The organism is Acidimicrobiales bacterium (assembly GCA_034521975.1).
Taxonomy (GTDB): domain Bacteria; phylum Actinomycetota; class Acidimicrobiia; order Acidimicrobiales; family SKKL01; genus SKKL01.
In genome coordinates this window covers 202471-216762 of record JAXHLR010000002.1, presented here as the reverse complement: position 1 = coordinate 216762, position 14292 = coordinate 202471, and the positions used below count along the sequence as shown (strand labels likewise).

Below are 14292 nucleotides of genomic sequence, written 5' to 3'. Positions count from 1 at the left end.
GCAGGAAACCCCCTGACAAATCACAACGGTGTCGTTCTCGCCGACTGTACCCCATCTCGCCGCGACGCGAACGAGGAGACACCGAGTCAGAGGTAGGTGCCGGGGCGATCGGTCGACGGACTCTGCCGACCCCCCTGCTCACCACTCGGGAGCTCTGCCGAGCGCATCTGCTCGAGCTGCTGGCGGGCGGCGACCTGCTGCGCGAACAGCGTGGCCTGGATGCCGTGGAAGAGGCCTTCGAGCCAGCCAACCAGCTGCGCCTTGGCCACCCGGAGCTCGGCGTCTGACGGAAGCTCCTCGGCCCCGAAGGGCATGGTGAGCCGCTTGAGCTCGTCACGGAGATCCTCGGAGAGCGCACTGCCCAGCTCGGTGATCGACAGGTCGTAGATGTCACGCAGACGGTCGCGGCTGGCTTCGTCGAGCTGGGTGGTTCGCACCTCGTCGAGCAGCTGTTTGATCATCGAGCCGATGCGCATCACCTTGGCGGGCTCATCGACCGACTCACGTCGGTCGTCGTGCTTCTTGGCGCGCTGTCCGTCCGGAGTGAAGGGGGTGATGAGCTCTCCACGCTCGGGAGCATCGGCCGGATCGTGGGGTGAGCGCTGGTGTTCCGACATCAGGGGCACCATAGCGGGTCGAGGCGGATCACCCTCTGGCCGCGCGGGTCACCCTCTGGCGGCGATGAGCGGCACCAGCATCTCGGCCGGCGTCACCGATCCGTGGCGTCCGACGAGTTGGAACGGACCGGTGTCGTTGGGCTCGAGGAAGGCCAGGGTGCCCCATGGGGCGAGCAGCACGTCGCCCATCCGGGCCCGGGCCATGTCGCTCACCTTGGGCCCGTACCAGCCCTGGCTGATCGCTTCGTCGCGGGTGCGGATCCACGCCTGGTGGCCGTGGTGGGTGACCAGGGCTTCGAGCAACGCCTGGGACCGACCGGGGCGGGCGTGGAACCACCGGAAGCGTCCTTCACCGGACTGCATGGCGGTCTCGGCGAGCACCTGGTGGTGGGGACTGGTGACGTTGCCGCCGGTCTCGACCTGGCCGTGGTCGGCGGTGACGATCAGCGACGCGCGCGGTGGCAACAGGTCGATGATGTCGGCCGCCAGGCGATCGGCGGCCACCAGCTCCGACTCGAAGCAGTCGCCGAACCCGTACTCGTGGCCCACCTTGTCGATGCCGTCGTAGTAGGCGTAGATGAACGGCTCGTTGGCCTGCAGCAGACGGTGGAGGTGGACCAACATCGTCGACGGCATGCGGTAGCCGTGGAACCGGACCTGGTGCAGGTGGGCACCGCTGAACCCCGACGTGGCGAACTCGGCCTTGGTGACGATCGGGGGGCGCTGGCCGGCGAAGGGACTGACGTCTTGGAGACGCTCGGGCGGGAACCGGTCGCGTGCGTCGCCGCGGGCGGTCGACCAGCGCAACACGTTGAGCACCTCGCCCTCGACGGCCATGCGGTAGCCGACGACACCGTGCTCTCCCGGTGGAAGCCCGGTGGTGATGGAGGTCAGCGCAGTGGCCGTGGTGGAGGGAACCACGCTCGCCACCGGACCACCGGCCAGACTCGCGAGGGTCGGCACCAGGTGGGCGTAGTGCTGGAGCTGCTCCCACCCCAGGCCATCGAGCACGAGCAGCACCACCTGGTCGGCATCGACCACCGGGGACGGCAACCAGCTGGGCGTCTCGTCCCACTCGAGCAGGGCGGGAACCACGTTGGAGATGCATGCTCCGCCGTAGTCGGGGAGGCACGGGTGCTCGTGAACCGAGTCTGGCTGGTCCGCGACAGGGGGTTCGCTCGGACTCATCTCGTCCACTCCATCACGTCTGGTGGGCCGATGCCAACACCGGGGTGCTCCCGTCGGCCATACAGTAGTGATCGTGAAGGTTTCGACTCGCGGTGACTACGCCTGCCGGGCGCTGCTCTCCCTCACGTTGCACGCCGACCACGAAGGCCCCACCTCGGTTCGCGACATCGCCGAGCGGACCGGGCTGCCCCAGCCCTACCTCGAACAGATCCTCCTCGCACTCAAGGGTGCGGGGCTGGTTCGGTCCAAGCGCGGTGTGGGCGGCGGCTACGTGCTCGCCCGAGACCCGGCGACCGTCACCTTGGCCGACGTCGTCAGCGCAGTCGACGGGCCCATCGTCGCCGGCGACTTCGGCGAACCCCACCAGGACGGTGCCTGCGACCACGAGGGTCAGTGCGTGCTGCTGGCGGTCTGGGCCGAGGTGGGCGAACACATGCGCCGCCACCTCGAAGGCACCACGCTGGCCGACGTCGCGGCGATGGCTCGCGGCCAGCAGGACTGGCCCGAGGTCGACTGAGCGAGTGGCCGAGCGGTCGAACGGTCGAGCGGTCGAGCAGCACGGCCGGCGGTTCGGGATCGGGTTCAGGCCGGTGGCACGTGACGACTTCCCGCAACTCGCAATGTGGTTCTCCGAGCCCCACGTCGACCGATGGTGGAACGAGGACAGCTCACCGGCAGGCGTCGAGGCCAAGTACGGCAGGCGTGTCGATGGTCTCGACGCGACGGGCATGTGGGTGATCGAGATCGACGGGCGTCCGGGCGGGGCTGGCCCAGCACTACCGGCACGAGGACTATCCCGACCACGACGAAGCGGTCGGACTCCCCCACGCCGTGGGAATCGACTACCTGCTCGGTGCAGAGTTCTCCGGGCAGGGCTTGGGTCCCAGGGTCCTCGCCGAGCTCGCGAGGTTCGTGCTCGACCGTACGCCGGGTGCACGATGCTGTGTCGCGACTCCGGCCCAGGCCAACAGACCGTCTTGGGTCGCCTTGGAGCGAGCAGGGTTCACTCGCCACGGGGCGTGCCGACCACCGGACGAACCGCCGGCGTGGACCTACGTATGGTGGCCCGACTGAACCCTCGGACGACGCGACACCTGCGAGAGGCTTGACACTCGAACACCTGTTCGATATTCTGGAGTTCTTCCCCATCGGAGCCGGTGCGGCTCCCTCCAGTCAGGTCGAGCGCGAAGGGCGCGGGTTTCGATGGGTCGAGCCACGGTGGTGAGCCACGACAACGAGGCGGAGCACGGCGAAGGCGTCGGAGACGTCGAGGGCGGCAAGCGCGCCGAGCATGCGGTCCTGTCAGCGAACGCGGCCCGCTACGCCGAGTCCACCCCCGATGAGCGCCTGGCCGCCCTCGAACAGCTCGCAGCGGTGCTGTGTGCCACCCACGCCGAGATCCTCGACATCCTGGCTGCCTCAGCAGCTCAGGGCGACCACGACCTCGACGGCGCCACCGACGTGGCCCCGTGGCTGGTCGGGCGCCTGGGGCTGGCCCGCTCCAACGCCGACGAGTGGGTGCGAGCCGGCCAGGCCCTCCAGGCGCTGCCGGCGCTGCGCGGCGCCTACGCACGCGGTGAGCTGTCGTGGGACCAGGTGAGACCCGCCACCAAGTTCGTCACCCCCGACGCCGACACCGAACAGGCGGCAGCACTGCCTGGACACTCGGCCCACCAGATCGCGTTGATGGCCCGCCAGGCCCGACCCGTTCCCGACGACGAGGCCAACGACGCCCACGCCAACCGGGGGTTCCGATGGCGACGTGACCACCGCAAGGGTGGCTACTGCTACAGCGGGTTCTTGCCCTTCGACCAGGGCGAGGCGGTCAACCAGGCGATCGACTCGATCGCCGAGAACTGGGGCCCCGACCCCGAAGTTGGCCGGTGGGCGCCGATCGCCACCCGCCGCGCCGACGCTCTCCACGACCTCGCCACCCGCAAACTCGGCTCCGCCTCCGCTCCCGACCGGGCCACCGTGGTCATCCACGTCGACGCTGCTGTGGTCGACGGCGAGACACCGGGCAACGGGTTCATCGGCGACCTCGCCCTCTGCCAGAGCGGGGTCATGCGCTCCATGTGCGACGCCCGCGTCGAGGTCGCGCTGCACGGCCCCGACGGCGCCACCGTCGGTGTCGCCCGGGCCAGCCAACAGGTCCCGTGGTGGCAGCGCCGCCAGGTCCACGGCCGAGACATCTGCTGCCGCGGGTTCGGTTGCGGACGCAAGATCCGCCAGATCCACCACATCCACCACTGGACCGACGGCGGTGAGACCAACCTCGACAACCTCGTGGGTCTGTGCTGGGAACACCACCGCCTCGTCCACGAAGGCGGCTGGACCATCGAGGGCAACCCCAACGGCGAGATCACCTTCATCAGCCCCGACGGCCGACGCCGCCTCCCCAGCCGGCCCCAACCGCTTCACCCCAAGGTCCGCACCCAACTCCGACGCATCAACAACGGCAATCTCCGACCGACCCCAGAAACCGCTAGGAGAGACCCCCGAGCACCCCGGCGAGGTCCTCCGGCAGCTCCGACCTGAACCTGAGGCGCTGCCCGGTGCCGGGGTGATCGAAGCCGAGCTGGGCGGCGTGGAGCCATGGCCGCGCGCACGGGATCGGCGAGCGAGCGCCGCCGTACTGGCGGTCGCCGACGATGGGGTGTCCGATCGCGGCCAGGTGCACGCGAATCTGGTGGGTTCGACCCGTCTCGAGCCTGCACGCCAGGAGGCTCACCTCCGAGGGATCGCTGAAGGTCTCCCGCACCTCGAAGCGAGTCCGCGCCTCGCGGCCCTGGTTGGTGACCGCCATCTTGGTCGGGTCAGAGGCCCTCCTGCCGATCGGCGCCTCGATGAGACCACTCGGCGAGTCGAGATGGCCCCAGCACAGGGCCAGATACTCGCGCTCGACCGAACGGGATCCGAACTGATCCACCAGCGACTCGTAGGCCCGCTGGGTGCGGGCAACGACCAGGAGACCGCTCGTGCCCTTGTCGATCCGGTGCACGATGCCGGGCCGCTCCGGCTCACCGACCTGGGCGACCTCCGGCCAGATGGCCACTACTCCCTGCACGAGCGTTCCCATGGCGTTTCCCGAGCCCGGGTGCACCACGAGCCCGGCGGGCTTGTCCACGACGATGACATCGTCATCGACGTGGACCACGTCGAGCGCCACCGACGGGTCGGGCTCGATCGACGAGCCTGCCGGCGACTCGGGCACCTCGATCGAGACCTCTTGACCACCGCTGACCTTGGTCGATCGCAGAGTGACGACGTCGCCATCCAGTGTCACCGCGCCGTCGGCGATCATGGTGCTCGCCTCGGATCGACTGCACCCCGACACCATGGCCACCACCCGGTCGAGGCGTTCGCCGTCGAGGCTGTCAGGCAGAGTCTCGTGCTGCGCCGGCATCGCGACTCGCTCCTGCCTGCTCGGTGTCGGATCCGTCGTCGGCGCCCCAGGTGGCGATCGCCAACAGCACCGCCCCGACGACGATCGCCATGTCGGCAACGTTGAAGACCGGCCACCACTGCAGGTCGATGAAGTCGACCACGCCTCCACCGAGGAACCCGTCGCCTGCACGGAACGCGCGGTCGATCAGGTTGCCGATCGCTCCGCCCATGACCAGGCCGACCGCGAACAGGCCGAGTCGGTTCGGGATCCGGCCGACCATCAGGAGCAGGCCGACGACCACGAGCGCGGCCAACGGAGCGATGAGCCGGCCCCAGCCGGCGCCCAGCCCGAACGACATTCCCGTGTTGAACGCGAGACGCAGCTGCAGGGTCCCCACGAGCTCGATGATGCGGCCGTCGGCCAGCGAGGTGACCGCCCAGTGCTTGGAGATCTGGTCGATGACCACCAGCACCGCAGCAAGCGCGACCGGTCCCACCGCCCGCCGGTGGACCGGGCTCGAGGTCACCGGCGGTTGAACCCCCCGACCTTGAACTCCACCCGCTCGGCCGCCCACGGAATGGCCTCTAGTCGTTCCTTCGGGATCGGCAGGCCAGAGGTCACACAGATGCCGTAGGTGCCGTTGTCGATCCGCGCAAGTGCGGCGTCGATCTCGTCGACCGCCGCCCTCGCCTGTGCGCTCAGCGCCAGGTCGCGCTCGCGCTCGACGGCCACGGTGTCGCCCTCTCCGGACTCGTCGTCGAACTGGACGTCTCCAGGATCGCGATCGAGCATGAGCAGGTCGGCCTCGGCCTTGAGGCTGTCGGCCTGGTGGGTGTAACGGGCTCGCTCCTTGAGCAGCGCTTGTCGCTGATGCTCGAGGAACTTCGCTCCGAACGGCGTCTTGGCCACCTTCTTCTTGGCCGGCGCCTTCTTCTTGGCCGGCGCTGCCTTGGCCGGAGCTGCCTTGGCCGGCGCTGCCTTGGCCGGCGCCTGCCTTGGCCGGCGCCTTCTTCTTGGCCGGAGCCTTCTTCTTGGCCGGAGCTGCCTTGGCCGGCGCCTTCTTGTTCGCTGACGCCTTCTTCTTGGCCGGCGCCTTCTTGTTCGCTGACGCCTTCTTCTTGGCCGGCGCCTTCTTGTTCGCTGACGCCTTCTTCCTGGCAGGCGTGTTCCGTGCTGGTGCCTTGGCTGCCCCTCGAGTGCTGGCGTTGGCCATCGTCGTTCCTCTCGCTGCCGGGGAGTGCGGTCCCTGGGCTCCGCCGGGGTCGGTGTGGTCGAGCGATCCTATCGCCACCACGAACGCTCTCCGACCCACCAGACCAGGATCTGACACCACCGAAACCGCTTCCCGGGCCTCGGGGACCGGCCGATATGCTGCCAGGGCCCATCGTCTCCGCGTGCGAGGACCACTCCCCCATGGCCGACCAGCCCTACTCCCCTGTCGATCCACGACCCTCGTTCCCCGAGATCGAGCGGCGGATCCTGGAGTCGTGGTCGGCCGGACACACCTTCGAGCGCTCGGTCGAGGCCCGCCCTCCGGGCCCCGACGGGGCCAACGAGTTCGTCTTCTACGATGGCCCGCCGTTCGCCAACGGACTCCCCCACTACGGGCACCTCCTCACCGGCTATGTGAAGGACGTGGTCCCCCGCTACCAGACCATGAAGGGCCGCCGCGTCGAGCGCCGCTTCGGCTGGGACTGCCACGGCCTGCCCGTCGAGATGGAGGTCGAGAAGGACCTCGAGGTCGCCGGCCGAGCCGCAATCGCCGACTTCGGCATCGAGCGCTTCAACGACACCTGCCGCACCTCGGTGATGCGCTACACCAAGGAGTGGGAGCGCTATGTCACCCGCCAGGCTCGCTGGGTCGACTTCAGCAACGACTACAAGACCATGGACATCTCCTACATGGAGAGCGTCATGTGGGCCTTCAAGCAGCTCTGGAACAAGGGGCTGGTCTATGAGGCCCACCGGGTCATGCCGTATTCGTGGGGCGCCGAGACGCCCCTGTCGAACTTCGAGATCCGTCTCGACGACGCCACCCGTCCCCGCCAGGATCCCGCCATCACCGTGTCGTTCACCCTCGACCCCCGCGACGGCGATCCGGGCCCCATGCACATCCTCGCCTGGACCACGACTCCTTGGACGCTCCCCTCGAACCTGGCGCTCGCCGTTGGCCCCGACATCGACTACGCCATCGTCGAAGAGGACGGCGAGCACTACCTGATCGGTGCCGACGCCATGGGCCACTACGAGAGCCAGCTCGCGGGCACGCGCCACGTCGGCACCATCACCGGTGCCGACCTGATCGGCCGCACCTACCAGCCGCTGTTCCCCTACTTCGCCGACGTTGCGAACAGCTTCCGGATCATCCCCGCCGACTTCATCGACACCGCTGAGGGTACCGGCATCGTCCACATCGCGCCCGGCTTCGGCGAGGACGACCAGCGCATCGGCGAAGAGCACGGGATCGGCCTGGTTGTGCCGGTCGACGAGGCCGGGCGCTTCACCGAGGATGTCCCCGAGTGGGCCGGCGAGAACGTGCTCGAGGCCAACACCCCCATCATCCGCCACCTCAAGGAGCTCGGCCGGGTCGTCAAGCACGAGACCTACGAGCACAACTACCCTCACTGCTGGCGCACCGACACGCCGATCATCTACCGGGCGATGAGCTCGTGGTACGTCACGGTGACCGACTTCCGCGACCGCATGGTCGAGCTCAACCAGCAGATCAACTGGATCCCCGACCACGTCCGCGACGGCCAGTTCGGCAAGTGGATCGCCGGCGCCCGTGACTGGTCGATCAGCCGCAACCGGTTCTGGGGCTCACCCATCCCGGTGTGGAAGAGCGACGATCCCGACCATCCACGTGTCGATGTCTACGGCAGCCTCGACGAGATCGAACGTGACTTCGGGGTCCGCCCCACCGACCTGCACCGGCCCACGATCGACCAACTGGTCCGCCCCAACCCCGACGACCCAACCGGCAAGTCGATGATGCGACGGGTGCCGGAGGTGCTCGACTGCTGGTTCGAGTCGGGATCGATGCCCTTCGCCCAGGTCCACTACCCGTTCGAGAACAAGGAGTGGTTCGACCACCACCACCCCGGCGACTTCATCGTGGAGTACGTCGCCCAGACCCGCGGCTGGTTCTACACCCTGCACGTGCTGGCCACCGCGCTGTTCGACACCCCCGCGTTCCAGAACGTGATCTGTCACGGCGTGGTGCTCGATCACGAGGGCAAGAAGCTGTCGAAGTCGAAGCGCAACTATCCCGACCCCGAGGATCTGTTCGAGACCATCGGCGCCGACGCGCTGCGCTGGCACCTCATGTCCTCGCCCATCCTCCGCGGCGGCGACCTGCGGATCGCCACCGACGGTTCCGATGTCGCCGAGGTGGTGCGCCAGGTGCTCATGCCCATCTGGAACGCCTACTCGTTCTTCGTGCTCTACGCGAACGCCGACCGACGCCGGGCCACCGCGCGCGCCAACTCGCCGCACGTGCTCGACCGCTACATCTTGGCCAAGACCCGACACGTCCTCGAGACCGTGACCGCCTCACTCGACGACTACCACCTGGCCGACGCCTGCGCCGAGATCCAGACCTTCATCGACGCGCTCAACAACTGGTACATCCGCCGTTCCCGCGAGCGCTTCTGGGGTGGCGAGGACGGTTCCGGGTCCGCCGACGCCCACGACACCCTCTTCACGGTGCTGACCACCCTCACCAGGGTTGCCGCGCCGCTGCTGCCGATGCTCACCGAGGAGATCCACCGCAACCTCACCGGGACGGACAGCGTGCACCTCGCGGACTGGCCCGACCCCGACGAGCTACCGGCCGACACCGACCTCGTCCGCGACATGGACCGCGTCCGCGACGTGTGCACCGCCGCGCTGTTCCTGCGCGAGGAGCATGGTCTCCGCACCCGCCTGCCGTTGCGGGACCTCACCGTCGCGGGAGCCGACAGCGAACGCCTCGCCCCCTTCGTCGAGCTCATCGCCGACGAGGTGAACGTCAAGTCCGTGTCGCTGACCGACGACCTCGCGTCGCATGCAGACTTCGTCCTACGACCAAACGGTCGGGTGCTCGGACCCAAGCTCGGCGGCGACACCCAGAAGGTGATGGGCGCGGCCCGAAGTGGGGAGTGGACCCTCGACGGAGACCGGGTGGCCGTCGCTGGTCACTCACTCGAACCCGGTGAGTTCGAGCTGACGCTCAAGCCCCGCGAGGGCGAGACCAGCCAGGCGCTACGTACCAACGACGCAGTGGCGGTCCTCGACACCGAGGTCACATCCGAACTCGCCGCCGAAGGCCGGGCACGAGACCTCGTGAGGCTCGTCCAGCAGGCCCGCAAGGATGCAGGGCTGGAGGTGACCGACCGCATCTCGCTGCGCGTTCAGAGCGACTCCTCGGCGGTGAGCAGTGCCGTCACCGACCATCGAGACTGGATCGCGACCCAGGTGCTGGCGGTCGACATCGCCGACGCGACCACCGGGACCGGCCACACCGCCACCGGGGAGATCGACCAGGACCCCGTCACCATCGAGGTGGAGAACGCCAACCGCGGTTGAGGTACGCGCCTGTCAGCGGCGGCGGCCGAAGCGACGTGAGGGTTCCTCGTCGTTGTCCTGATCGAAGAACGCCGCCATGGCGGCGTCGGCCTCGGACTCGGCGGACTCGTCGCTGACCGCCCGGCGCAGCTCGTCGAGGTGCGAGCTACCGAACGATCCACCGGCTCCCACCACCGGGTGCGCCTCGGTGGGGGGACCATCGCTGTCGGGGATCTCGTCGATGCTGCCGAAGAGGCCACGGGGAGCCGGGTCGTCGTTGCCGGGCTCGTCCTGGGGTTCGCCGACGGCGGGCTCGTCGCCGCCGGGCGTGGTCGGCTCGGCTGGCGCGGCGGGAGTGCTTCCGGTGCCGGTCGACTCGGGCTGCCAGTCCTCGGGCGGGGGTGGCAGGTGCGAGAGGTCCTCGTCGTCGGCCGGGCTCTCGGCCGCAGGAGGGTCGGACAGCACGATCACCGACTCGGGTTCGTCGCCGGGCACGGGAGCGATCGTGGCCCGCGACGGATCGTCGAGCACGTCCTTGATGGCATCGAGCTCGGCGTGCAGCCGGGCCCGTTCGGTCTCGAGGTGCGAGTCGATCACCTTGATCCGCTCGAGCATCTCGTCGCGGTGGCCTTCGAGATCGCGTATCTCGGCCTCGAGGCGATCGCGGGTCGCCCCGACGTCTCGACGCACCGCCTCCTCGGCCTGGACGAGCATCTCGTCGGCCCGCTGGCGCGCGTCGGCCACGATGCCCTCGGCCTCGTCCTTGGCCTCGCTGACTGCGGCGTCAGCGGTGCGTTGAGCGAGCACGAGGGTGCGTCGCAGCGTCTCGTCGGCGTCCTTTTGCTCCCGCGCCGCGGCCTCGAGCTTGGCGATGTGGTCCTCGGTGGCCTCGACGCGTCGCTGTGCCTCGCGGAGTCGTTCCTGCATCTGCCCGACCGCAGTGCCCACCCGGGCGAGAAATGCGTTGACTTCGTCCTTGTCGTAGGCGCCGCGACGTTCGGTGAACTGGACGTCGCGGAACAACTGTGGGGTCAGATCCATGGGCGCGATGGTAGCCAACAGCGGATCAACAGATGATCGCCCGGATGATCTGGATGCCGAAGAGCACGATGAGCGGTGAGAGGTCGAGGCCCATCCCGCCCATGCGAACCGGCGGGAGCAGGCCCCGGACCGGTGCCATGACCGGTTCGGTGATCGCGTAGAAGAAGCTGGCAACGCCCTCCATGGCTCCACCCGGAGCGAGCGGGATCCAGCTCAAGACGATGCGGATGAAGATGATGACCAGGTACCACCCGAGCAGGGTGCAGATGATCTCCACGAGGCGGGCTAGGAGTCGTAGAGGCCACGTTCGGAGAGCCGCTGGCGCTCCTCGGCAGAGACCTCGACGTCGGTGGGGGTCAACAGGAAAACGTCGGTGGCGACCTTCTTCATCTGGCCGCCGAGGCCGTAGCAGAGGCCGCTGGCGAAGTCGACGAGGCGTCGCGACAGATCGCGCTCGACTCCCTGCAGATTGACGATCACCGGCTCCTTGTCCTTGAAGTGGTCGGCCATCGTGGCCGCGTCGTCGAAGGACCGGGGCGCCACCACGTAGGGCGTGGCCGTCGGCCGGGCGATGGTGCGGACCCCGCTCTTGGCGACCGACTCGGCCGGAGCGGAGCGCCCGGGATCGGACCCGGGAGCCGAGGCCTGGTTCGAGGCGGCCACCGTGCGGACCGGGGGCTGTTCGTGCGGTCCGCCGTGGGTGGGAAAGCGGGTCTGTCCACCTTCGGGCGCGGGAACGCCGGGTAGTGGCGACACCGACGCGGTGCGGTCGGCGACCGGCTGGACCGAACGCGGTTGGGTGGCTGGCTGGGGGGACGGTGCCGGCGACGGTGGCACTCCGGGAACTGGGGCGCGCGGTGCGAACTCGTCGTCGTAGTCCTCGTAGTCCTCATCGTCGCCGAGGCCAAGAGCGATCATCGCCTTGCGCCAGACCGTTGACATGCGGCTCCTCCTCGCGGTGTGACGATTCTAGACGCCGGCCGGGGGTTCAGCGGTGACACCCTGGCGACGCGGCCCGAACAGCGCCGTCCCGACCCTGACCATGGTGGCACCGCACGACAGGCCGACCTCGAGGTCACCGGACATGCCCATGGACCGCTCGGCGAGACCGAGCCGGTCGGCCAGCGCGGCGGTCGCCTCGAACCCCGGACGCGGATCGGCACCGACCTCGGTGGGGCCGATGGTCATCAATCCCCGCACGTCGAGGCCCAGCGCGTGCAGCTGCTCGACCAACTCTGGCACCTGGTCCGGTGGGCACCCGGCCTTGGCGGCCTCGCCGGTGGCGTTCACCTGCACGAAGACCGTGGCGCCCGGGGCCCACCGGGCGATCTCGCGGCCGACGGCGAGACGGTCGACCGTCTGCCACACCGAGACGTGCGGTGCCAGCTTGCGCACCTTGTTTCGCTGCAACGCCCCGATCATGTGCCACCGAGGCGGCACGGCGGCGGCGGATTCGACCTTGGACAGCAGCTCCTGGGCGTAGTTCTCGCCGACGTCGACCAGCCCGGCAGCCAACGCCGCCTGGACCGCGTCGGGACCGAACCCCTTGGTGACGGCCAGGATGGTGGTCGTGTCGGGATCGACACCGACCTCGCGGATGCGCCGTCGGAGCGCGGCCAGGCGTTCGCCCACCACCGCCGGGTCGATCTCGGGGAGGCCCATCAGGCCCGTGCGATCCAGGCCACCAGTGCCTGACGTTCGCGGTCGCCTCGGGCCCGGTGCGAGTACCACCGACCGCCGCACGCGGTGCACGCGGTGTGGTCGGCGACGAGGGGAACGGCCTCGCGCCCCAGCGCCACGGCCACCGCGGCCGGCAGATCGAGGGCGGGCTGACCGGCGGAGGTGGTCGAGCGCACGACGGGACCGAACCGCTCGACCAGCGGCACGAGGTCGGGCTCGGAGAACTGGTAGCACTCGGGATGGATGCAGGGTCCCAACACCGCCCGGTAGGGACCGCGGGCGACCGAGCGAAGGCGACCGGCCCCGCGTTCGACCACCCCTTCGGACAGGCCCTTCCAGCCGACATGGACGACCGCCACCGCTCCGCCGTCGGCGATCAGCGCAACGGGAGCACAGTCGGCGGTGTGCACGGCCAGTACCGCACCCGTGGCGGTGGTGACCGCGGCGTCGGCCTCGACGTCGGCGTGCTCGCCGGGAGCGGTGACCTCGACGACCGACGAGCCGTGCACCTGCGCCAACGACGTCCAGGGAAGCGGGGCCACCCGAGCGCGACGGGCATCACGTTCGGTCGCGGCGGCCTCGCGACCCAGATCGCCGTGGGATCGGTCGGTGAAGACCAGGTGCGCCTGCCGGCCATCGAGCAGGGGCAGGGTGACGGCCACGTCGGGGTGCAGGGCCTCTAGCGCAGGAACGACGGCACGTCGAAGTCGTCGTCGCCGTCGATGTCGAGGTCGTCGCCCTCGTCGTCGGTGAAGATGTCGGGGGTCTCGTCGTCGCGAAGCAGCGTGTCGCGGTCGAGGATCGACGGCCGCCGTTCGGTCTCGCTGCGCTTGTCGTCCCACCGGTCGAACCCGGCGGCGATGACGGTGACCCGGACCTCGTCGCCCATGGCGTCGTCGATGACCGCGCCGAAGATGATGTTGGCGTCGGGATGGGCGACACCGTGGATGACCTCGGCCGCCTCGTTGACCTCGAACAAGCCCAGGTCGCTGCCCCCGGAGATGTTGAGGAGGATGCCGCGGGCACCTTCGATGGATGCCTCCAACAGCGGGCTGGAGATCGCGGCCCGGGCCGCGTTCAGCGCCCGACCCTCGCCGGAGCCGAACCCGATGCCCATCAGCGCCGAACCGGCGTCGTGCATCACCATCTTCACGTCGGCGAAGTCGGTGTTGATCAGACCCGGCGTGGTGATGAGGTCGGTGATGCCCTGCACCCCTTGGAGGAGGATCTCGTCGGCCATCTTGAAGGCGTTGAGCATCGACGTCTTCTCATCGGCGATGGTGAGGAGGCGATCGTTGGGGATGACGATCTGGGTGTCGACCTTCTCGCGGAGGCGCTGGATGCCGGCTTCGGCCTGGACCGAGCGGCGGCGACCTTCGAACGCGAACGGTCGGGTGACCACGCCGATGGTGAGCGCCTCGAGGCTCTTGGCGACCTCGGCGACCACCGGCGCCGCCCCCGTGCCGGTTCCACCGCCCTTGCCGGCGGTGATGAACACCATGTCGGCGCCCTCGAGCGCCTCTTCGATCTCCTGTCGGTGGTCCTCGGCGGCCTGACGTCCGATCTCGGGATCGCTGCCTGCCCCGAGCCCACGGGTGAGCTCACGGCCGATGTCGAGCTTGACGTCGGCGTCGCTCATGAGCAGGGCCTGGGCATCGGTGTTGACGGCGACGAACTCCACGCCCTTGAGACCGGCGTCGATCATGCGGTTGACCGCGTTGACACCACCCCCGCCGATGCCGATGACCTTGATGACCGCCAGGTAGTTCTGGGGAATACCGGCCATGGTCGGCTACCTCCACCTCTGTGACGTCGGATGTGGGCGAGCACGCT

General features: G+C 69.1%; 14 protein-coding genes. 3 read left to right on the top strand and 11 right to left on the bottom strand.

Features of this window, described 5'->3' with window-relative positions; all coding sequences use genetic code 11:
* Positions 1–86: 86 nt before the first annotated feature.
* Together U5K29_01190 and U5K29_01185 are read right to left on the bottom strand one after the other, a co-directional pair.
* Positions 87–617 (bottom strand): proteasome activator, encoded by a 531-nt coding sequence (locus tag U5K29_01190; GenBank protein MDZ7677147.1) that lies wholly within the window; start codon positions 615–617, stop codon positions 87–89.
* Positions 618–665: 48 nt separating this feature from the next.
* Positions 666–1805, bottom strand: coding sequence for an alkaline phosphatase family protein (locus U5K29_01185; protein MDZ7677146.1), 1140 nt, complete (start codon positions 1803–1805; stop codon positions 666–668).
* Positions 1806–1878: 73 nt separating this feature from the next.
* On the opposite strand from U5K29_01185, the gene U5K29_01180 reads away from it, so the two are divergent.
* Together U5K29_01180 and U5K29_01175 are read left to right on the top strand one after the other, a co-directional pair.
* Complete coding sequence (locus tag U5K29_01180) at positions 1879–2322, top strand: Rrf2 family transcriptional regulator (GenBank protein ID MDZ7677145.1); 444 nt, start codon at positions 1879–1881, stop codon at positions 2320–2322.
* Positions 2323–3026: 704 nt separating this feature from the next.
* Positions 3027–4343, top strand: a complete 1317-nt coding sequence (locus U5K29_01175; protein MDZ7677144.1) for a DUF222 domain-containing protein — start codon at positions 3027–3029, stop codon at positions 4341–4343.
* Here U5K29_01175 and U5K29_01170 read toward each other — a convergent pair.
* From U5K29_01170 to U5K29_01160, 3 genes are read right to left on the bottom strand one after another with little or no spacing between them, the layout of a single operon-like run.
* Positions 4291–5211, bottom strand: a complete 921-nt coding sequence (locus U5K29_01170) for an RluA family pseudouridine synthase (protein MDZ7677143.1) — start codon at positions 5209–5211, stop codon at positions 4291–4293. The genes U5K29_01175 and U5K29_01170 overlap by 53 nt on opposite strands.
* Positions 5183–5719 carry a signal peptidase II gene (lspA, locus tag U5K29_01165; protein MDZ7677142.1) on the bottom strand — a complete coding sequence of 179 codons (537 nt, stop codon included), beginning with the start codon at positions 5717–5719 and terminating at the stop codon, positions 5183–5185. The genes U5K29_01170 and lspA overlap by 29 nt, the downstream gene beginning before the upstream one ends.
* Positions 5716–6102, bottom strand: a complete 387-nt coding sequence (locus U5K29_01160; GenBank protein ID MDZ7677141.1) for a TraR/DksA C4-type zinc finger protein — start codon at positions 6100–6102, stop codon at positions 5716–5718. The genes lspA and U5K29_01160 overlap by 4 nt, the downstream gene beginning before the upstream one ends.
* Positions 6103–6606: 504 nt before the next feature.
* On the opposite strand from U5K29_01160, the gene ileS reads away from it, so the two are divergent.
* Positions 6607–9759 (top strand): isoleucine--tRNA ligase, encoded by a 3153-nt coding sequence (gene ileS, locus U5K29_01155; GenBank protein MDZ7677140.1) that lies wholly within the window; start codon positions 6607–6609, stop codon positions 9757–9759.
* A gap of 12 nt (positions 9760–9771) precedes the next feature.
* Here the strand turns inward: ileS and U5K29_01150 are convergent, their stop codons facing one another.
* The 6 genes from U5K29_01150 to ftsZ are packed head-to-tail and all read right to left on the bottom strand — an operon-like array spanning position 9772 to position 14245.
* Entirely contained in the window at positions 9772–10779 is a 1008-nt protein-coding gene (locus U5K29_01150) for a DivIVA domain-containing protein (GenBank protein ID MDZ7677139.1), read from the bottom strand.
* A 25-nt stretch (positions 10780–10804) separates the two neighbouring features.
* Positions 10805–11056, bottom strand: a complete 252-nt coding sequence (locus U5K29_01145) for a YggT family protein (GenBank protein ID MDZ7677138.1) — start codon at positions 11054–11056, stop codon at positions 10805–10807.
* An 8-nt stretch (positions 11057–11064) separates the two neighbouring features.
* Entirely contained in the window at positions 11065–11721 is a 657-nt protein-coding gene (locus U5K29_01140) for a cell division protein SepF (GenBank protein MDZ7677137.1), read from the bottom strand.
* 27 nt (positions 11722–11748) lie between these two features.
* Positions 11749–12441 (bottom strand): YggS family pyridoxal phosphate-dependent enzyme, encoded by a 693-nt coding sequence (locus tag U5K29_01135; protein MDZ7677136.1) that lies wholly within the window; start codon positions 12439–12441, stop codon positions 11749–11751.
* A complete protein-coding gene (locus U5K29_01130; protein ID MDZ7677135.1) occupies positions 12441–13121 on the bottom strand; it encodes a polyphenol oxidase family protein in 681 nt (226 codons plus the stop codon). Before U5K29_01130 ends, U5K29_01135 begins: the two co-directional genes overlap by 1 nt.
* A gap of 17 nt (positions 13122–13138) precedes the next feature.
* Entirely contained in the window at positions 13139–14245 is a 1107-nt protein-coding gene (gene ftsZ / locus U5K29_01125; protein MDZ7677134.1) for a cell division protein FtsZ, read from the bottom strand.
* Positions 14246–14292: the final 47 nt, after the last annotated feature.